The following is a 20,091-nucleotide window of genomic DNA, read 5'->3' as shown; positions in this document are numbered from 1 at the left end:
GGGCTTTAAGTGGCAATAAAACCAATAGTCATACATCCGGCAGAAGTGCTTGAACAAAAGACAGAGCCTGTCGATACGTTCGATAAAAAGCTTAAAAAACTGCTCGATGACATGTATGATACAATGCTTGAGCTAGATGGAGTCGGACTAGCAGCACCGCAAATCGGTATTTCAAAAAGAATCGCCGTTGTAGATATAGGAGAAGAATCTGGCAGAATTGATTTAGTGAATCCCGAGGTTCTTGAAGTAAAAGGAAGCCAAACAGACATTGAAGGCTGCTTGAGCTTCCCATCTTTATACGGCACTGTAGAAAGACCAAATCATGTGAAGGTGAAAGCCTTTGATAAGAAAGGCAAACCATTTACAATAGAAGCAGAAGGATTTTTAGCAAGAGCCTTATTGCACGAAATTGATCATTTAGACGGCATATTATTCACGTCGAAAATCATTCAAACCTATACAGAAAAAGAACTTGTGGAAATGGAAGGGTGAAGAAAATGGCACGTATTGTATTTATGGGAACCCCTGATTTCTCAGTACCTGTGCTGCAAACACTGATAACAGAAGGATACGAAGTCGTCGGGGTCGTCACGCAGCCAGATCGCCCGAAAGGCAGAAAACGAGTGCTCACGCCACCTCCTGTGAAAGTGGAAGCCCTAAAGCATGGCATCCCTGTTTTGCAGCCTGAAAAGGTGCGCCTTGATGAAGAAATCGATAAAGTGCTTGCATTAAAGCCAGATTTAATTATAACAGCAGCCTTCGGACAAATTTTACCAAAAAGGCTGCTAGATGAACCTGAATTTGGCTGTATCAATGTTCATGCCTCTTTGCTGCCAGAGCTAAGAGGCGGCGCGCCGATCCATTATGCGATCCTGCAAGGCAAAAAGAAAACAGGCGTGACCATCATGTACATGGTTGAAAGACTCGATGCAGGTGACATGATTAGTAAAGTAGAAGTAGAAATTGATGAATTAGACAACGTTGGGACATTGCATGATAAATTAAGTATAGCAGGCGCCGCATTGCTAAAAGATACGGTTCCAAATGTTCTGAACCGGTCCATCTCTCCGATTCCGCAAAATGAAGAGGCGGCAACCTACGCACCTAATATTAAGCGGGAGCAAGAAAGGTTAGACTGGACAAAAACCGGAGAAGAGCTTTACAACCAAGTTCGCGGCTTAAATCCATGGCCAGTTGCCTATACTGAATGGAACGGCGCTCATTTAAAAGTTTGGGAAGCGAAAAAAGTTCCGCTTCAAGCGCAAGAAGAACCTGGGAAAGTGATTGAACTTCAAAAAGAAGGACCGGTCATTGGAACCGGGAATCAGCAAGGCCTTATATTAACAAGTGTGCAGCCGGCTGGAAAGAAAAAAATGACCGGCGAAGACTTCTTAAGAGGCGCAAATATCGAAATTGGACAGAAATTAGGGTTAATGAATGAAGAAAAGTAATGTGAGAGAAGTAGCGCTGGACGCTTTAATCAAACTCGAACAAAATCAAGCTTACAGTAATTTGCTTTTGCAGTCAGTCATGAAAGATAAAGATTTGGCAGATCAGGACAAACCACTGTTAACAGAGCTTGTATACGGTACACTGCAAAATAAGCTGGCACTAGATTGTATGCTGGCGCCATTTGTGAAAAAACCGCAAAAGGTGGCCCCGTGGGTCATGCAGCTTTTGCGTATGTCTCTTTATCAAATGGTCTACCTTGAAAAAATTCCAGATCGTGCAGCCATCCATGAAGCAGTCGAGCTAACGAAAACGCGCGGGCATAAAGGCATTTCTTCACTTGTGAATGGCGTACTTCGTTCAGTACAAAGAGAAGGCGTTCCGACATTTGATGCAATAAAAGATCCGGTCAAGCGGCTCTCGATTGAGACAAGCCACCCACTATGGCTTGTGCAGCAATGGGTTGAGGCGTATGGATTTGAAGCAGCAGAAAGCATGTGCCGCATTCATTTAGTACCGCCAAAGCAAACTCTTCGTGTCAATCGAATGAAAACCGATCGCATGGCATTACAGAATGAACTGATGGATGCAGGAATTGAAACAGAGCTCGGCGACTTATCTGAGGATGCACTGAAGCTCATGAAAGGGTCCATCGTATCAACGCCTTCTTTTCAAGAGGGCTTTGTGACCATTCAAGATGAAAGCTCAATGCTTGTCGCAAGAGCACTAAATCCTCAGCCGGGAGAAACGGTGCTTGATGCCTGCGCGGCTCCTGGCGGCAAATCAACACATATCGCAGAGCGAATGAACGATGAGGGGAAAATTGTTTCACTTGATTTACATGAACACAAAGTGAAACTCATCAAACAAGCAGCAAAGCGTCTGCATCTTACTCACATTGAGGCAAAAGCGCTTGATGCAAGGAAAACAGCGGACTATTATAGCGAAGCTTCGTTTGACCGTATTCTGATTGATGCACCGTGTTCTGGTTTTGGCGTCATCAGACGAAAACCAGATATGAAATATACAAAGTCTCAAGAAGACTCAGCAAGGCTTGCGATAATTCAGCAGGCAATCTTAAACGAAACAGCCTCGCTTCTAAAGCCGGGCGGAACCCTTGTATATAGTACATGTACAATGGACCCAACAGAAAATCAACAAGTGATTCATGCGTTTTTACAAGAACACCAAGACTTCGAACCCGATCTATCTCTTAATGAACGGCTGCCTGAGCAGGTTGCTCCGTTTGTTCAAAACGGAAGTGTGCAAATTCTTCCTCATTATTTCGGAACAGATGGTTTCTTTATTTGCAGCATGAGAAAGAAGGGATAAAAAATGACAGAACAAAAAGTAAGAAAAGAACTGAAAACAGACATGCCGTCGATCTACTCATTTGAGCTTCACGAAATCAAAGAATGGTTAAAAGAACAAGGTGAAAAGCCTTTCCGTGCAGCCCAAATTTTTGAATGGCTTTATGAAAAACGTGTGACATCCTTTGACGAAATGTCTAACCTTTCAAAGGAATTAAGAGAAAAATTAAAGGATCAATTTGCGATCACCACATTAAAAACAGTGATCAAACAAACATCTCAAGATGGAACGATCAAATTTTTATTTGAATTACATGATGGCTATACAATTGAAACAGTGCTCATGCGTCACGAATACGGCAACTCTGTGTGTGTGACCACTCAGGTCGGCTGTAGAATTGGCTGTACATTCTGTGCATCGACACTTGGCGGCTTGAAGCGAAACCTTGAAGCGGGTGAAATCGTTGCCCAAGTATTGAAAGTGCAGCAGGCGCTTGATGAAACGGATGAGAGAGTTAGCTCTGTTGTCATCATGGGTATCGGTGAACCGTTTGATAACTTTGAGGAAATGCTTGCATTCCTAAAAATCATCAACCATGACAATGGCTTAAATATTGGCGCGCGTCATATTACTGTCTCAACAAGCGGGATCATTCCAAAGATCTATCAATTCGCTGATGAGCAAATGCAAATCAACTTTGCTGTGTCATTGCATGCACCAAATACAGAGATTAGAAGCCGCTTGATGCCGATCAATAAGGCGTATAAGCTGCCAAAATTAATGGAAGCCATTGAATACTACATTCAAAAAACGGGTAGACGTGTCAGCTTTGAATACGGCCTGTTTGGCGGAGTCAATGATCAAGTTCATCACGCGGAAGAACTTGCTGATTTATTAAAAGGAATCAAATGTCACGTGAACCTGATTCCGGTGAACTATGTACCGGAGAGAGATTATGTGAGAACACCAAGAGAACAAATCTTCCTATTTGAAAAAACGCTGAAAGAAAAAGGCGTAAACGTAACGATTAGACGAGAGCAAGGCCATGACATTGATGCTGCTTGCGGTCAGCTAAGAGCGAAGGAGCGTCAGGAAGAGACGAGGTGACGAATGTTGATAAGGGCAGCCTTTTTAACCGATACAGGAAAAGTCCGTCAGCATAATGAAGATGATGCAGGTATTTTTGAAGCAAAAGAAGACACACTTCTAGCTGTTGTAGCAGATGGAATGGGAGGTCATCTTGCTGGTGATGTGGCCAGCAAGATGGCAGTATCTTCTTTAAAAGAATACTGGCAAGCAACATCTTCAATTCCAAATAAACCAGCCGACCTAGAAAGCTGGTTAATCTCAAAAATTAGTGAAATTAATGACCAAGTATATGAACATGCGAGAAACAATGAGGAGTGCCAAGGAATGGGGACGACCATTGTTTGTGCGCTCGTTCATTTGCAAACGGTCACAATTGCCCATATAGGAGACAGCCGCTGCTACTTACTCAGAGAAGGAGCACTGACCCAACTAACGGATGACCACTCGCTTGTCAATGAGCTTGTGAAAACAGGTGAGATTTCAAAAGCGGATGCAGAATATCATCCAAGAAAAAATGTGCTCACGAAAGCATTAGGAACTGATAAACACGTTCAAATCGATGCTCGCACCTTTGAAGTTGACCCAGGAGATCAAATCCTGCTTTGCTCAGATGGATTATCGAATAAAGTAGAAGAAGAGAATTTGATTCATATCTTAGCGCAAACGACCGCACCGGATGAAAAAGTAACAGAGTTAATTCGAACAGCGAATGACAACGGCGGTGAAGATAACATTACAGCAGTACTGTTAGAAATCCCCTCCCAAACAGAGGAGGGTGACAGCAAGTGTTGATCGGAAAAAGGATCAGCGGCCGTTATCAGATTCTTCGCGTCATAGGCGGAGGCGGAATGGCAAACGTTTATTTGGCGGAGGATATGATTTTAGATCGCGAAGTAGCGATTAAAATTTTACGATTTGACTTTGCAAGCGATGATGATTTTATTAGACGGTTCCGGCGAGAAGCGCAATCAGCAGCAAGCTTAGATCATCCGAACATTGTCAGCATCTACGATGTAGGAGAAGAAGATGACATTTATTATATTGTCATGGAATATGTCGAGGGAATGACGCTGAAGGAATACATACACGCCAATGGCCCGCTTCATCCGAAAGAAGCCGTTCGCATTATGGAGCAAGTCGTTGCGGCGATGGAAGAAGCCCATGCGAAACAGCTCGTCCACCGGGACATTAAGCCTCACAATATATTAATAGACAACATGGGGAATATCAAAGTCACTGATTTTGGAATTGCCATGGCACTCAGCTCAGCGACCATTACCCATACAAATTCTGTCCTAGGATCCGTGCACTATTTGTCTCCAGAACAAGCACGCGGAGGTCTTGCAACAAAAAAGTCAGACATCTATTCACTTGGTATTGTGCTCTATGAACTCATCTCAGGACGCATGCCGTTTGAAGGGGAATCAGCGGTTAGTGTCGCGCTGAAGCATTTACAATCAGAACCCCCATCTGTGAGAAGATGGAATCCTTCTGTTCCACAAAGCGTGGAAAACATCATTTTAAAGGCGATGGCCAAAGATCCATTTTATCGATTTGAAGATGCATCTGAAATGCAAAAAGACTTAAAAACAGCCTTCGACCCTGCAAGACTAAAAGAAAAACGCTTTGTTATTGAAGAAGATCATGAAGCAACGAAAGCCATCCCAATCATCCAAGATCATCAAGTCGGCCAAGACGTTGAAAAAACAGCCGTCCATCCTGCTCAAAAACCAAAGAAAAAAGAGAAACAAAAACCGAAAAAGAAACGAAAAAAATGGCCTTGGATTGTGGCATCAATCTTATTTATTCTGACAGCCGCGACAATTTTAGCCATCACTGTGTTTCCAGGGTTACTCTTTCCAAAAGATGTTGAGATCGCAGATGTATCGGGCATGACGGTTGAAAAAGCAGAAGACACCTTGAAGAAAGCTGGATTTACTGTCGCTGGTGAACCTATTGAGATCGCTGATGAGAAAATTGAAAAAGGGCTTGTCGTCAAAACAGATCCGAAAATCGGCACAAAGGTAAAAGAAGGAACAGAGATTCAGCTTTACGAAAGTACAGGCAAAGAAAAGACCGAATTACCTGATGTAACAGGCGAAAAGGTCGAGAAAGCAAAAGAATTATTAGAGAAAAAAGGGTTTAAACAGGTCGTTGTGGAGGAAGTGAATGATAATGACACCGAATCAGGGCTTGTCATGGAACAGCAACCTTCAGCGAATACAGAGCTTGTCGCAGCAGATGAAGAAGTGACTTTGACAGTCAGCATAGGCCCTGCCGATATTACATTAAGGGATTTAACGACGTATAGTAAACAGGCGGCATCGAATTATCTAGAGGATAATGGACTAAAGCTTGATGAAAAAGAAGCGTATTCTGATGATGTGCCAAAAGGTGAGGTCATGAAGCAGGAACCAGGAGCGGGAACTGCTGTCAAACCAGGTGATACGGTCAAAATCACATTCTCTCTTGGACCGAAGGAAAAACCGGCCAAAACGGTAACTGAAAAGATTGCGATCCCATATGAACCAGAAACAGAAGGGCAAGAAATGAATGTCCAAATTTCCATTGATGATGCAGAACACAGCATTTCTGATTTATATGAAACCTTTAAAATCAATGCCCCAACCGAACGAACCATTAAATTTAAGATTGAACCAGGTCAAAAAGGGTATTATCAGGTGACGGTTGATGATAAAGTGGTGAGCTCCAAAACGATCGAATACCCTGATGATGAATAAAGGAGGGACTTTATGCCTGAGGGCAAAATTATTAAAGCATTAAGCGGGTTTTATTATGTACTGGATGAGTCTGAAGAAAGTGGAAAAGTGATTCAGTGCAGAGCGAGAGGCATTTTTCGAAAAAATAAAATAACACCTCTTGTCGGAGATTATGTCGTCTATCAAGCAGACAACGATAAGGAAGGCTACTTATTGGAAGTAAAAGAGCGGACAAACGAGCTTGTTCGGCCGCCTATCAGTAACGTCGATCAAGCGGTGCTTGTTTTCTCAGCGATAGAGCCAACCTTTAGCACATCGCTTTTAGACAGATTTCTAGTACTTGTTGAAGCCAACCATATTGAGCCGATTATCTGCATTACAAAAATTGACTTGCTGAAAACAGAGCAAGAACGCAAAACCATTCAAGCATATGCAGAGGACTATCGGCAAATTGGATATGACGTTCATTTAACATCTACGATCGAGAGGGACGGAATTGAAAAGCTGACCCCGCACTTTCATCACAAAATAACCGTATTTGCAGGTCAGTCTGGTGTAGGCAAGTCCTCACTTTTAAATGCGATGAGCCCGGATTTGGCGCTAAAAACAAATGATATTTCATCCCATCTTGGCAGGGGAAAACATACGACAAGACATGTGGAACTCATTCGAACAGCTGAAGGACTCATTGCAGATACACCTGGCTTTAGCTCACTCGAATTTACAGGCATAGAAGCGGAAGATTTAGGTCTGTACTTTTTAGAAATCAGAGAGCGGAGTGCAGATTGTAAGTTTAGAGGCTGCCAGCATGTGAAAGAGCCAGGCTGTGCGGTAAAAGATGCGGTAGAACATGAGCAAATCAGAGAGTATCGCTATCAGCATTATTTAGAGTTTTTAACTGAAATCAAAGACAGAAAGCCGAGGTACTAAATCATGGTTTATATTGCCCCTTCCATTTTATCAGCAGATTTCGCCAATTTGGAGAAAGATATCCGTGATGTGGAACAAGGCGGAGCGGATTATATTCATATTGATGTCATGGATGGTCAATTCGTACCGAATATCACATTTGGGCCGAATATAGTGGAAGCGATCAGGCCGCATACAAAGCTTCCGCTGGATGTTCATTTAATGATTGAACAGCCAGACCGTTATATCCCTGCATTCGCAAAAGCGGGCGCTGACATCATTTCTGTCCATGTGGAGGCTTGTCCGCACTTGCACCGCACGATACAGCACATTAGAGAACAAGGTGTAAAAGCAGGGGTCGTCCTAAACCCGCACACACCTGTTTCTCACATTGAGCATGTATTAGAGGATGTGGACCTTGTGTTATTCATGACGGTGAATCCTGGTTTTGGTGGACAAGCGTTTATTCCATCTGTCCTCACTAAGGTAAAAGAAGTGAAGGCACTTAGTGAACAAAAGGGCTTAACCGATTTACTTATTGAAATAGACGGCGGTGTCAATGTAGAAACAGCAAAGAGCTGCAAGGAAGCAGGCGCTAATTTACTTGTAGCCGGCTCAGCGGTATACGGTAAAGACAACCGCGCAGCAGCCATTCAAGCGATTCGAAAAGCGTAAAGAAAGGAACCAAAGGCATTGTGATCTTTGGTTCTTTTTACATGGAGAGGAGCGTATATCATGTACATACATATCGTAGCCGGCGGTCCTTTTGAATACATCCCGCCCCTTGAACGTGAAGCGTCTAAAGATGACATCCTCTGGGTCGGCGTAGACAGGGGAACCCTCTTCTTACTAGAGCATGGTATTTTACCTGCCAAAGCATTTGGTGATTTTGATAGTGTGACAGAAGAAGAGCTTCGCGAGCTAAAAAAGAAATTACCTGCCCTGAATGTATTTCAGGCAGAAAAAGATGAAACCGATTTAGAGCTTGCGCTTAACTAGGCCTTGCATCAGCACCCAGCCCATATTCAAATATACGGCATAACAGGCGGAAGAGCCGATCATTTTCTAGGAAATATCCATCTCCTTTACAAAGGCATTCAGCACAAGCAGACCATCACACTTGTAGACAAACAAAATATCATTCAAATGTTTGGACCTGGCACATACGAAATAAAACAAGACTTGGACAAAAAATACGTGTCGTTTCTCCCCTTTGGTACACCTGTTGAAAAGTTGACATTAAAAGGTTTCAAATATCCTCTGAAAAATTGTCATATTGAGCCTGGTTCCACACTATGTATTAGTAACGAACTCATCCACTCAAATGGTACTTTTTCTTTTCATGAAGGCATATTAATAATGGTAAGAAGCAAAGATTGACCAACCTATCAATGTGGATGGCTGATTAAGCTCAATTGTGCTGCAAGCGGTACTTTTAGGAGGGGGACAAAATGAAATTTTATACAATCAAACTGCCTAGATTTCTTGGGGGCATTGTCCGTGCGATGCTTGGTTCATTTAAGAAAGATTAATGAGTAATCTCCTTTATTTCCACATAAAAACGCCTGCTACAGTTAATTGTAGCAGGCGTTTACTCTTGCTTATACACGCTCAACTTTACCAGATTTCAAAGCTCGAGCTGATACATATACTCTTTTAGGCTTACCGTCCACTAGAATACGAACTTTTTGAAGGTTCGCGCCCCATGTACGTTTTGTAGAGTTCATTGCGTGAGAACGGTTGTTCCCAGCTTTTGTTTTTCTGCCTGTAATAACGCATTTACGTGCCATTTGTTTCCCTCCTAACTACGAAAACATATCATATTCTTCATATACGTTCTTAGAGAAGCCTCAAGATACTTTAATAATTTACCACAGCTTCAAGGGGTTTGCAAGGATTGTTTGCTCCTCTTTCAAGAAAAACACCTTGACATCTTGATAAAAAATCAAGGCTATAGTATAAGTAGGATTGGGTCGGATTGAATGATTTCTTTTAAAAAGAAGGGTCTTATAGTAAAATAGTGATAACTCAGGGCAATTTCTCAAAAAGGGGGAACCAATGTGTCCATCGAACTTAGAACGAAATACGGACAAATTGATATATCAAATGAAGTCATTGCAATGGTGGCAGGAGGCGCTGCAATTGATTGCTATGGTATTGTTGGCATGGCGTCCAAAAATCAAATGAAGGACGGCTTGACGGATATTCTCCGCAAAGAGAACTTCAGCCGGGGTGTTCTTGTGCGTCAAAAAGAAGACAGCATTCATATTGATATGTACATCATCGTTAGCTACGGTACAAAAATATCAGAAGTCGCACATAATGTTCAAACGAAAGTCAAATATACGATTTCTCACACGATTGGACTTTCTGTTGATTCGGTCAACATTTATGTACAAGGAGTAAAAGTTACGAACCCGTAGTAAGGAGGAAATATATTGTCTATTAGAAATCTTGATGGCCGCTCATTTGCAAAAATGATTCTTGCAGGTGCTCACCATCTTTCTCAAAACGCACAAATTGTTGATGCGTTAAATGTTTTTCCAGTGCCAGACGGAGACACGGGGACAAATATGAATTTGTCGATGACTTCAGGGGCAAAAGCAGTTGAAGAAACAACTACCGATCATATTGGTAAGGTCGGGGTGGCCCTTTCAAAAGGACTATTGATGGGAGCAAGAGGAAACTCGGGTGTGATCCTGTCACAGCTCTTCAGAGGTTTCAGTAAAAATATAGAACAAAAAGAGTCGATTGATGCCAAAGAATTTGCCCTTGCCTTACAGGCGGGTGTTGATACAGCATATAAAGCCGTGATGAAACCGATTGAAGGGACCATCTTAACAGTTGCAAAAGATGCTGCAAAGAAAGCGGTTGCTGTTTCAGCGACAGAAGATCAAATTGACCGCGTGTTAGAATTAACAATTGAGGAGGCAAGAGCGTCACTTGAGCGAACGCCAGATCTGCTTCCTGTTTTAAAAGAAGTAGGCGTTGTAGATAGTGGAGGTAAAGGACTTCTTTGCGTATATGAAGGTTTCCTTGCTTCTTTAAGAGGAGAAGAGCTTCCTTCTAAAATGGCCTCTTTGCCAACGCTCAAAGAACTAGTGAGTGCAGAACATCATAAAAGTGCGCAAAGCCATATGAACACAGAAGATATTGAATTTGGCTACTGTACAGAATTTATGGTGAAATTTGAAGAAGACAAACAGTCCTTTGAAGAGAATACATTCAGAGAAGACTTAAGCGAATTCGGAGATTCACTTCTTGTGGTATCTGATGATACGCTAGCGAAAGTTCATATTCATGCAGAGCAGCCAGGAGATGTCTTGTCATATGCACAGCGCTACGGCAGCCTGATCAATATGAAAATTGAAAACATGAGAGAGCAGCATAGCTCGATCGTGAATGAAGAAAGAGATCACTCGCCTGCTGCACCAAAAACACCCGCTGCTGAAAAACAGCGCTTCGGAGTAGTGAGTGTCGCAATGGGAGAAGGAATTGCTGACTTGTTTAAAAGTATCGGGGCTTCCGTCGTCATCGAAGGTGGACAAACGATGAATCCGAGCACAGAAGACATTGTCAAAGCAATTGATAGCATACATGCCGAAACCGTCTTTATCTTACCTAATAATTCTAATATTGTCATGGCAGCTAAACAGGCGGCAACTGTCTCAAGTCGTGAGGTCGTTGTCATTCCGACGAAGACCGTACCTCAAGGGATGTCAGCACTTCTTTCTCTAAATGAAACAGCTTCAAATGAAGACAATGAAGCAGCGATGTTAGAAGCGATTGATCATGTGAAAAGCGGCCAAATTACCTTTGCAGTGAGAGATACTCAAATTGATGGAATCGACATTGCCAAAGGCGATTATATGGGTCTATTCAACGGAAAAATCACCTTAACAGCGAAAAATCAATTAGATGCAGCCAAAGAGCTTTTGACCAAAATGGTGACAGAAGATGATGAGATTGTCACAATCATTAAAGGGGAAGACGCATCAACTGATGAGATGGAAGCGTTAGAAGCCTTTATTGAAGAAACATTTGAAGATGTAGAAGTTGAAGTCCACGATGGAAAACAGCCGCTTTATTCATATATTTTGGCTGTTGAATAACGAAAGAAGGGCAAATCAAGCCCTTCTTCTTCTTTTGCAATTTTTTACTAAGGATTCCTCGGTGAAATGAGTTGCGGGAAACGAATGAATCCATTAGTCTAAAGGAAGAAACAAACCAATACGTGAGTGGTTATGAGAGGGGAAGACCTATGAAATTTAGAAGTGTGTTTGATATTATTGGACCCGTCATGATTGGTCCATCAAGTTCGCACACAGCGGGTGCGGCTCGTATAGGAAGAGTGGCTCGCAGCTTATTCGGAAGAGAACCGAAACAAATTGTCGTTTCATTTTATGGTTCTTTTAAAGATACGTATAAAGGGCACGGTACAGATGTCGCGATTATCGGCGGTGTTCTTGACTTTGATACATTTGACGAACGAATCAAAACAGCGATTGATATTGCAAAAAGCAAGGGGATCGACATTGAATTTAAAGAAGAAGATGCAGTACCAGCGCATCCGAATACAGCAAAAGTAGAGATTTCAGATGCGAACGGAAAGCTTGAATTAATCGGGATTTCCATCGGCGGAGGTAAAATTGAAATCACAGAATTAAATGGCTTTGAGCTCAGGCTTTCAGGAAATCACCCTGCCATTCTTGTCGTTCATAACGATCGCTACGGTACAATTGCGGCAGTTGCCAATGTATTAGCGAAGTTCGCTATCAACATCGGTCATATGGAAGTGGCGCGTAAAGATGTCGGGCAAGAGGCACTGATGACAATTGAAGTGGATCAAAATATTGACCCAGCTGTCCTATCAGAGCTTGAAACGCTGCCTAACATTATTCAAGTTACACAAATTGCAGAGTAACAACAAGGAGGTAATGTATGATGTTTAAAAACGTCAAAGAACTCGTGCAGCTAACAGAAGAACGAAATACCTCCATTTCAGAAATCATGATCGCGCAAGAAATGGAAGTGACAGGGAAGTCACGTGAAGAGATATTTTCGCAGATGTATCGCAACCTAGAAGTGATGGAGCAGGCGGTTGAAAACGGACTTAAAGGTGTGAAATCATTATCAGGCTTAACAGGCGGAGATGCAGTCAAACTTCAAGCATATATCGCATCAGGCAAAACATTGTCTGGTCATACGATCTTAGATGCTGTCAGTAAAGCAGTTGCAACGAATGAAGTCAATGCAGCAATGGGGACCATCTGTGCGACGCCTACGGCAGGTTCAGCAGGTGTTGTACCTGGTACGTTATTTGCAGTAAAAGAAACATTACAGCCAACAAAGGAACAAATGGTCAGATTCCTATTCACTTCTGGCGCATTTGGTTTTGTTGTGGCCAATAATGCCAGTATCTCTGGTGCAGCAGGAGGCTGTCAGGCAGAGGTAGGCTCAGCATCAGGCATGGCGGCGGCAGCCATTGTAGAAATGGCGGGCGGCACGCCCCAGCAATCTGCTGAAGCGATGGCCATTACACTGAAAAATATGCTTGGACTTGTTTGCGATCCAGTAGCAGGACTTGTCGAGGTACCATGTGTGAAACGAAACGCAATGGGTGCATCTAATGCAATGATTGCAGCAGATATGGCACTTGCCGGCATTACGAGCCGTATTCCGTGTGATGAAGTCATTGATGCCATGTATAAAATTGGTCAAACGATGCCAACAGCTCTTCGTGAGACCGCACAAGGCGGACTCGCTGCAACACCGACAGCAAGAGAGCTTGAAAAGAAGATTTTCGGAGGTGTGACCTCATCTCGTGATACAGAAACTGCAAGATAATATCTCAGTCCTAAAAGGGATTGGAGCCGAAACAGAAAAAACCTTAAATGAACTTGGAATCCATACAGTAGCCGATTTACTCGGCTACTTTCCTTATCGATATGATGACTATGAGCTTCGCAACTTAGAAGAAGTGAAGCATGACGAACGTATCACAGTTGAAGGCAAAGTGCACAGTGAGCCCGTTCTCACCTATTATGGAAAGAAACGAAGCAGGCTGACATTCAGGCTGCTTGTCGGGCGTTTTCTCATTACGGCGATTTGCTTCAATCGCCCATATTTAAAACGAAGCCTTGTTTTAGGTGATACGGTATCAGTCACAGGAAAATGGGATAAAAACCGTCAATCCATTATGGTGCAGGAATTTAAAAAAGGGACACACGAGCAAGATGGCAGTATAGAACCTGTTTATTCGGTCAAAGAAAATGTAACGGTGAAGATGATGAGGCGCTTTGTGAAACAAGCTCTGTCGCTTTATGTAGACAAAGCCGAAGATCCACTGCCAAAGCAGCTTGCCTTGGCCTATAAACTCATGTCCTATCAAGACGCATTAAAAACCATTCATCTCCCTGAAACAAGAGACTCGCTCAAGCAAGCAAGACGCCGCTTTGTGTACGAGGAATTTTTAATTTTTCAGCTGAAGATGCAGGCGATCAGAAAGAAAGAACGAGAAAAAACATCAGGTATCCAGCATCCGTTTTCAAAAGAGGCTGTCTTTGAGTTTGTTCACGGCCTGCCATTTCCGCTGACGAAGGCACAATCAAGAGTGCTTGATGAAATTATGTCCGATATGGCGTCCCCTTATCGAATGAACCGGCTGCTTCAAGGAGATGTTGGATCAGGGAAAACAGCTGTTGCAGCCATTGCACTTTATGCTGCTCATTTATCCGGCTATCAAGGTGCGCTGATGGTGCCAACTGAAATTTTGGCAGAACAGCATGCAGATTCACTGTACCAGCTCTTTGAAAAATGGGGGCTGAATATCGCCCTGCTGACGAGCTCTGTGAAAGGAAAGCGCCGCAGAGAATTGCTGGAACGTTTGAAAGAGGGCGAGATTGATATATTAGTCGGCACGCATGCTCTCATCCAAGACGAAGTCGAATTTCAGCAGCTCGGTCTTGTCATTACAGATGAACAGCACCGGTTTGGCGTAGAACAACGGAAAAAACTGAGAAGTAAAGGGCAGGACCCAGATGTCTTGTTTATGACCGCAACACCTATTCCGCGAACACTTGCGATCACTGTATTTGGAGAAATGGACGTATCCGTCATCGATGAATTACCAGCTGGCCGAAAGCAAATCGAAACGTATTGGGTCAAGCATGACATGCTCGAGAGGATTCTTGCTTTTGTGGATAAAGAGCTGAAAAAAGGAAGACAGGCGTATATTATTTGTCCGCTCATTGAAGAATCAGACAAACTGGATGTTCAAAATGCGATTGATGTCCACAGCATGCTGACGGAGGCGTATCGCGGCAAGTGGTCGATCGGCTTAATGCACGGGAAGCTTGCAAGTGATGAAAAAGATCAGGTGATGAGAGCCTTTACTACAAATGAAGTCCAGATTCTCGTTTCGACCACAGTCATTGAAGTAGGGGTTAACGTGCCGAATGCTACCATCATGGTCATTTATGATGCAGACCGCTTCGGACTGTCTCAGCTTCACCAGCTAAGAGGACGTGTCGGCCGCGGAGAGCATCAATCATTTTGTATTTTAATGGCTGATCCGAAATCAGAGACGGGTAAAGAGCGAATGCGAATTATGTCCGAAACGACCGATGGATTTGAGCTGTCTGAAAAGGATTTAGAACTAAGAGGGCCTGGCGATTTCTTTGGCAAGAAACAAAGCGGGATGCCTGAATTTAAGGTGGCAGACATGGTCCATGACTACAGAGCACTTGAAACTGCTAGAAAAGATGCAGCAGACCTTGTGCAATCGGACGCCTTTTGGACAGATCCTGAATACAAAGAACTTCGGCAAACGCTTGTGGACAGCGGTGTGCTGGGCGGAGATAAATTAAGCTGATCGAGCTGGAGGAATTTTCTTGTCTTTTTGAAACAAGGATTGATTTATCATCTATGAGATTATATACTACTATTAGTACCTAGTCATAAATGTACGGATGGTGTCTGCATATGAAACTAAATAAAAAAGAACGTCAAAGGCTTCTCCAGCAAACGATCAGCTCGACTCCGTTCATTACTGATGAAGAATTGGCAAGTAAATTCGGTGTAAGCATTCAAACGGTTCGTCTTGATCGTTTGGAGCTGTCAATCCCTGAATTACGCGAAAGAATTAAGCATGTGGCCGAGAAGACATTAGAGGATGAAGTGAAGTCACTTCCGCTGGATGAAGTGATTGGAGAAATGATTGATGTAGAGCTTGATGACCAAGCCATTTCGATTTTAGAAGTAAGAAAAGAGCACGTATTTAGCCGAAACCAAATTGCCAGGGGACATCATCTCTTCGCCCAGGCAAATTCGCTGGCAGTGGCCGTCATTGACGATGAACTGGCGCTGACAGCAAAAGCGAATATTAGATTTACAAGGCAGGTTAAACAAGGCGAACGAGTCGTCTCTAAAGCCAAAGTAGCCTCGCATGATAAAGAAAAAGGCAGAACCGTAGTTGAAGTAAACAGCTATGTGGGTGAGGAAGTTGTCTTCTCAGGTGACTTCGTCATGTATCGCTCAAAACAAAAGTAAAAGGTGGCACATAACATGAGAATTGCAGTCGATGCAATGGGGGGAGATCATGCCCCTAAAGCCATTATTGACGGTGTGCAAAAAAGCTTAGCAGCATTTTCAGATGTCGACATTACACTTGTCGGCGATGAAAGCAAAATCAAACCATACATAACAAATAACGAGCGCATTACGATTTTAGATGCAAAAGAAGTCATTGAACCGACAGATGAACCAGTGCGTGCAGTCAGACGTAAAAAGGATTCATCCATGGTGAAAATGGCCCAGGAAGTATCTGAAGGAAGAGCAGATGCCTGCATCTCAGCAGGAAATACGGGAGCACTCATGACAGCAGGACTGTTTATCGTAGGCAGAATCGATGGTATTGACAGACCAGCACTTGCCCCAACTTTGCCAACACTTGATGGCAGCGGGTTTTTATTACTAGATGTCGGTGCAAATGTCGATGCCAAGCCAGAACATCTGGTGCAATATGCCATGATGGGGTCTATTTACGCAGAGCGCGTCTTCCCGAAGAGCAATCCGCGCGTTGGACTTTTAAATGTAGGAACAGAAGATAAAAAAGGCAATGATTTAACGAAAAAAACCTTCGAATTACTAAAAGCATCAGACTTAAATTTCGTAGGAAATGTGGAGTCTCGTGATTTATTAGAAGGTGTAGCCGATGTCGTTGTCACAGATGGTTTTACAGGAAATATTGCGCTTAAAACGATTGAAGGCACAGCCCTTTCCGTATTTAAAATGCTGAAAGAAACATTAACATCCAGCTTTACTGCAAAAATAGCAGCTGGCATGATGAAGCCTAAATTGATGCAGATGAAATCTAAAATGGATTACTCCGAATATGGCGGTGCCGCTTTATTTGGTTTAAAGGCTCCTGTTATTAAAGCGCACGGCTCCTCTGATGAAAACGCCATTTTTCATGCAATTCGTCAGGCACGTGATATCGTTGAAAAAGACGTTTCAGCCATCATTCATCAAGAAGTCCAAAAAGAAAACACGAATGAGTCTTAATGGAGGTAGAGCAGCATGAGCAAAATTGCATTTTTATTCCCTGGCCAAGGCTCTCAAAAAATTGGCATGGGAAAAGATTTATTTGACCAAGAATCAGCATCTAAAGCTGTGTTTGAAGAAGCAGACAAGACCCTTGGTTTTGACTTATCTTCTATGATTTTTGAAGGGGAAGCAGAAGAACTGACGCTGACATATAATGCGCAGCCAGCTCTTTTAACAACAAGTATCGCCATCTTAAAGAAACTTGAAGAGAGTGGAATCAAAGCAGATTATGCAGCAGGACACAGTCTTGGTGAATACACAGCCCTCGTTGCAGCAGGCGCTCTTTCGTTTAAAGATGCTGTATACGCCGTCAGAAAACGCGGCGAATTAATGAATGAAGCTGTTCCAGCAGGTGAAGGCGCAATGGCAGCGATCCTCGGAATAGATCAAGCTTCGCTTTTGGAAGTAACAAAAGAAGTAACAGAGAGCGGTCATCTTGTAGAACTCGCTAACTTAAACTGCCCTGGACAAATCGTCATCTCTGGTACAGCAAAAGGTGTAGAACTTGCATCAGAAAAAGCGAAAGAAAAAGGCGCAAAACGTGCAATTGCACTTGAAGTGAGCGGGCCTTTCCATTCAGCTTTAATGAAACCAGCAGCTGAAAAATTCACAGATGTTCTGTCAAAACTAGACATTGCGGATGCCAAAACACCGGTCATTTCAAATGTAACAGCAGACATCGTGACATCTCGTGATGAGATTGAGACAAAGCTCATTGAACAATTGTATTCGCCTGTTCGTTTTGAAGAAAGTGTGGAACGCCTTATTGATTTAGGTGTGACAACGTTTATTGAAATTGGTCCTGGCAAAGTGCTTTCAGGTCTTGTGAAAAAGGTCAATCGCCGACTGACGACTATTTCCGTTTCAGATCAAGAAACAATTGAAGCAGCAATTCAAACATTGAAGGGGGATTCTTGATGCTTACAAATAAAACAGCCGTTGTAACAGGTGCATCACGCGGTATTGGCCGTTCCATCGCGATCGATTTAGCGAAGAATGGTGCAAATGTTGTCGTGAATTATTCAGGAAACGAAGCAAAAGCAAATGAAGTAGTGGATGAAATCAAAGCACTTGGCAAGCAGGCTTTTGCTGTCAAAGCTGATGTCTCAAATGCTGAAGAAGTACAAGCATTAATGAAACAAGCGATTGATACATTCGGCTCAATCGACATTCTTGTGAATAACGCTGGCATTACAAAGGACAACCTGCTCATGAGAATGAAAGAAAATGAATGGGATGATGTCATTAACATAAACTTAAAAGGTGTCTTTAACTGTACAAAAGCCGTGACGCGTCAAATGATGAAACAGCGAAGCGGAAGAATCATCAATGTGGCATCAGTCGTTGGCGTATGCGGAAACCCTGGACAAGCAAACTACGTTGCAGCAAAAGCTGGCGTCATCGGGTTAACGAAAACAACAGCAAAAGAGCTGGCAAGCCGCCATATTACAGTCAATGCAGTAGCACCAGGCTTTATTTCTACAGATATGACAGATAAGCTTGATGACAATGTGCAGACAGAAATGCTCAAACAAATCCCGCTTGCACGCTTTGGTGCGCCTGAAGATATTAGCAACGTTGTTGTCTTTTTAGCTTCTGAAGGAGCAGGCTATATTACAGGCCAAACCATCCAAGTGGATGGCGGAATGGTCATGTCCTAAGAAATATCAAATTTCGTTACGTTTTCTCTAGTTTTTTAAAAACGAATCAACTATAATACTTTGAGGGGAGGTGAAAGGCAATGGCAGACGTATTAGAGCGTGTATCAAAAATTATTGTAGACCGCCTTGGCGTTGATGAGGCTGACGTGAAAATGGAAGCTTCATTTAAAGAAGATTTAGGCGCTGATTCCCTTGATGTAGTTGAGCTAGTTATGGAACTTGAAGATGAGTTCGATATGGAAATTTCTGACGAAGATGCTGAAAAAATTGCAACAGTCGGTGACGCTGTGAACTACATAAATAGCCAGCAATAAGTGTAACAAAGTCCCGTCTACTTCCATGACGGGACTTTGAAAATTTATGTTAGTTTCAACACATTCAGCTGATCAATTGTCAGCCTTTTTCAGATGCTGGGAGCAATGTTTCCTTGCATGTAGAAAGAGAGACTCCATATAATCAGTATCCTTAAAGGCGATTAAGCCTACCTGGAGGTTGCTATGCCAAAACACTATAAAGACAAACAGAAACAGAGCAAAAAACTAGAGCAATTTAGAGAATTCCAGCAGCGTATTTCCGTACAGTTTAAAAATGAAAAGCTTCTATATCAAGCCTTTACACATTCCTCTTATGTGAATGAGCACCGGAAAAAACCTTACGAGGATAATGAAAGACTTGAATTTTTAGGAGATGCTGTTTTAGAATTGACCATCTCTCAATTCTTATTTGCGAAATATCCAGCGATGAGCGAGGGAGATTTAACAAAACTGAGAGCGGCGATCGTGTGTGAACCGTCACTTGTGTCACTGGCACATGAGCTGTCCTTCGGAGACCTTGTTCTTTTAGGAAAAGGCGAAGAAATGACTGGCGGCAGAAAGCGCCCCGCACTCTTAGCAGATGTATTCGAGGCCTTTATCGGGGCACTTTATTTAGATCAAGGGCTGGAACCTGTTGAACGATTCCTAGAAGGGTATGTGTATCCGAAAATTAACGACGGAGCTTTCTCGCATGTCATGGACTTTAAAAGCCAGCTTCAAGAATTTGTTCAGCGTGATGGAAAAGGTGTGCTGGAATACCGAATCCTGCATGAAAAGGGACCTGCACATAACCGGGAATTTGAAGCAAATGTATCACTTCGAGGAGAAGTGCTCGGGATTGGAAATGGCCGCTCTAAAAAAGAAGCAGAACAGCACGCTGCACAGGAAGCACTTGCTAAATTGCAGAAACATCATATGAACCAATAAAATCCCCCTCGTCATTCAGGGGGATTTCACTCTGTTTTCCATCATCTTTTTTCACTTCATATGGTAAGATGATAGTACTTTAAATACATAAGGAGGATCACTCTC

The 20,091-nt window shown here is 42.9% G+C and carries 21 protein-coding genes and 1 pseudogene; 21 read left to right on the top strand and 1 reads right to left on the bottom strand.

Annotation, left to right across the window (positions count from 1 at the left end; genetic code table 11):
* The first annotated feature begins 9 nt into the window (after nt 1-9).
* The 10 genes and pseudogenes from def to spoVM all read left to right on the top strand — a co-directional run bounded on the left by def (nt 10) and on the right by spoVM (nt 9,010).
* Entirely contained in the window at nt 10-492 is a 483-nt protein-coding gene (gene def / locus R0K30_RS04355) for a peptide deformylase (RefSeq protein ID WP_099725901.1), read from the top strand.
* 5 nt (nt 493-497) lie between these two features.
* Nucleotides 498-1,451: a methionyl-tRNA formyltransferase gene (gene fmt, locus R0K30_RS04350; protein ID WP_230031470.1), complete on the top strand. Its 954-nt coding sequence runs from the start codon at nt 498-500 to the stop codon at nt 1,449-1,451.
* Entirely contained in the window at nt 1,438-2,781 is a 1,344-nt protein-coding gene (gene rsmB, locus R0K30_RS04345) for a 16S rRNA (cytosine(967)-C(5))-methyltransferase RsmB (RefSeq protein WP_410609344.1), read from the top strand. The genes fmt and rsmB overlap by 14 nt, the downstream gene beginning before the upstream one ends.
* 3 nt (nt 2,782-2,784) lie before the next feature.
* A complete protein-coding gene (gene rlmN, locus R0K30_RS04340; protein ID WP_034317860.1) occupies nt 2,785-3,867 on the top strand; it encodes a dual-specificity RNA methyltransferase RlmN in 1,083 nt (360 codons plus the stop codon).
* Between the two features lie 3 nt (nt 3,868-3,870).
* Nucleotides 3,871-4,641 carry a Stp1/IreP family PP2C-type Ser/Thr phosphatase gene (locus tag R0K30_RS04335; protein ID WP_099725898.1) on the top strand — a complete coding sequence of 257 codons (771 nt, stop codon included), beginning with the start codon at nt 3,871-3,873 and terminating at the stop codon, nt 4,639-4,641.
* The gene (pknB, locus tag R0K30_RS04330) at nt 4,635-6,590 is read left to right on the top strand and encodes a Stk1 family PASTA domain-containing Ser/Thr kinase (RefSeq protein WP_249705499.1); all 1,956 of its coding nucleotides are present in this window, start codon (nt 4,635-4,637) and stop codon (nt 6,588-6,590) included. The genes R0K30_RS04335 and pknB overlap by 7 nt, the downstream gene beginning before the upstream one ends.
* A gap of 12 nt (nt 6,591-6,602) precedes the next feature.
* Entirely contained in the window at nt 6,603-7,499 is an 897-nt protein-coding gene (gene rsgA, locus R0K30_RS04325) for a ribosome small subunit-dependent GTPase A (protein WP_099725896.1), read from the top strand.
* A 3-nt stretch (nt 7,500-7,502) separates the two neighbouring features.
* Nucleotides 7,503-8,153: a ribulose-phosphate 3-epimerase gene (gene rpe / locus R0K30_RS04320; RefSeq protein WP_367307655.1), complete on the top strand. Its 651-nt coding sequence runs from the start codon at nt 7,503-7,505 to the stop codon at nt 8,151-8,153.
* A 60-nt stretch (nt 8,154-8,213) separates the two neighbouring features.
* Nucleotides 8,214-8,858 (top strand): annotated as a pseudogene (locus R0K30_RS04315) (thiamine diphosphokinase).
* 71 nt (nt 8,859-8,929) lie between these two features.
* Nucleotides 8,930-9,010 (top strand): stage V sporulation protein SpoVM, encoded by an 81-nt coding sequence (spoVM, locus tag R0K30_RS04310; protein ID WP_008354550.1) that lies wholly within the window; start codon nt 8,930-8,932, stop codon nt 9,008-9,010.
* A gap of 69 nt (nt 9,011-9,079) precedes the next feature.
* Here the strand turns inward: spoVM and rpmB are convergent, their stop codons facing one another.
* Nucleotides 9,080-9,268 carry a 50S ribosomal protein L28 gene (rpmB, locus tag R0K30_RS04305; RefSeq protein WP_003212514.1) on the bottom strand — a complete coding sequence of 63 codons (189 nt, stop codon included), beginning with the start codon at nt 9,266-9,268 and terminating at the stop codon, nt 9,080-9,082.
* A gap of 270 nt (nt 9,269-9,538) precedes the next feature.
* Between rpmB and R0K30_RS04300 the strand changes: the two genes are divergently transcribed.
* From R0K30_RS04300 to rnc, 11 genes are all read left to right on the top strand, one after another.
* Nucleotides 9,539-9,901, top strand: a complete 363-nt coding sequence (locus tag R0K30_RS04300) for an Asp23/Gls24 family envelope stress response protein (RefSeq protein WP_099725893.1) — start codon at nt 9,539-9,541, stop codon at nt 9,899-9,901.
* 15 nt (nt 9,902-9,916) lie between these two features.
* On the top strand, nt 9,917-11,590 hold the full coding sequence (locus R0K30_RS04295) for a DAK2 domain-containing protein (RefSeq protein WP_099725892.1): 1,674 nt from the start codon (nt 9,917-9,919) through the stop codon (nt 11,588-11,590).
* Nucleotides 11,591-11,739: 149 nt separating this feature from the next.
* Nucleotides 11,740-12,402: an L-serine ammonia-lyase, iron-sulfur-dependent subunit beta gene (gene sdaAB, locus R0K30_RS04290; protein WP_099725891.1), complete on the top strand. Its 663-nt coding sequence runs from the start codon at nt 11,740-11,742 to the stop codon at nt 12,400-12,402.
* 20 nt (nt 12,403-12,422) lie between these two features.
* Nucleotides 12,423-13,325 (top strand): L-serine ammonia-lyase, iron-sulfur-dependent, subunit alpha, encoded by a 903-nt coding sequence (gene sdaAA, locus R0K30_RS04285; RefSeq protein ID WP_099726000.1) that lies wholly within the window; start codon nt 12,423-12,425, stop codon nt 13,323-13,325.
* A complete protein-coding gene (gene recG / locus R0K30_RS04280; protein ID WP_410609338.1) occupies nt 13,303-15,351 on the top strand; it encodes an ATP-dependent DNA helicase RecG in 2,049 nt (682 codons plus the stop codon). Before sdaAA ends, recG begins: the two co-directional genes overlap by 23 nt.
* A gap of 110 nt (nt 15,352-15,461) precedes the next feature.
* Nucleotides 15,462-16,028, top strand: a complete 567-nt coding sequence (gene fapR, locus R0K30_RS04275) for a transcription factor FapR (protein WP_099725889.1) — start codon at nt 15,462-15,464, stop codon at nt 16,026-16,028.
* Between the two features lie 15 nt (nt 16,029-16,043).
* Nucleotides 16,044-17,042, top strand: coding sequence for a phosphate acyltransferase PlsX (gene plsX / locus R0K30_RS04270; RefSeq protein WP_099725888.1), 999 nt, complete (start codon nt 16,044-16,046; stop codon nt 17,040-17,042).
* A gap of 15 nt (nt 17,043-17,057) precedes the next feature.
* Nucleotides 17,058-18,002 (top strand): ACP S-malonyltransferase, encoded by a 945-nt coding sequence (fabD, locus tag R0K30_RS04265; protein WP_099725887.1) that lies wholly within the window; start codon nt 17,058-17,060, stop codon nt 18,000-18,002.
* Nucleotides 18,002-18,745, top strand: coding sequence for a 3-oxoacyl-[acyl-carrier-protein] reductase (gene fabG, locus R0K30_RS04260; protein WP_099725886.1), 744 nt, complete (start codon nt 18,002-18,004; stop codon nt 18,743-18,745). The genes fabD and fabG overlap by 1 nt, the downstream gene beginning before the upstream one ends.
* 80 nt (nt 18,746-18,825) lie before the next feature.
* Nucleotides 18,826-19,059, top strand: coding sequence for an acyl carrier protein (gene acpP / locus R0K30_RS04255; protein ID WP_003212028.1), 234 nt, complete (start codon nt 18,826-18,828; stop codon nt 19,057-19,059).
* Between the two features lie 183 nt (nt 19,060-19,242).
* Nucleotides 19,243-19,986, top strand: a complete 744-nt coding sequence (rnc, locus tag R0K30_RS04250) for a ribonuclease III (protein WP_034317819.1) — start codon at nt 19,243-19,245, stop codon at nt 19,984-19,986.
* Nucleotides 19,987-20,091: the final 105 nt, after the last annotated feature.

The organism is Bacillus sp. SIMBA_154, assembly GCF_046536015.1.
Taxonomy (GTDB): Bacteria; Bacillota; Bacilli; order Bacillales; family Bacillaceae; genus Bacillus; species Bacillus pumilus_P.
The sequence above is the reverse complement of the archived record's forward strand: the minus strand, read 5'-3'. Positions and strand labels throughout refer to the sequence as shown.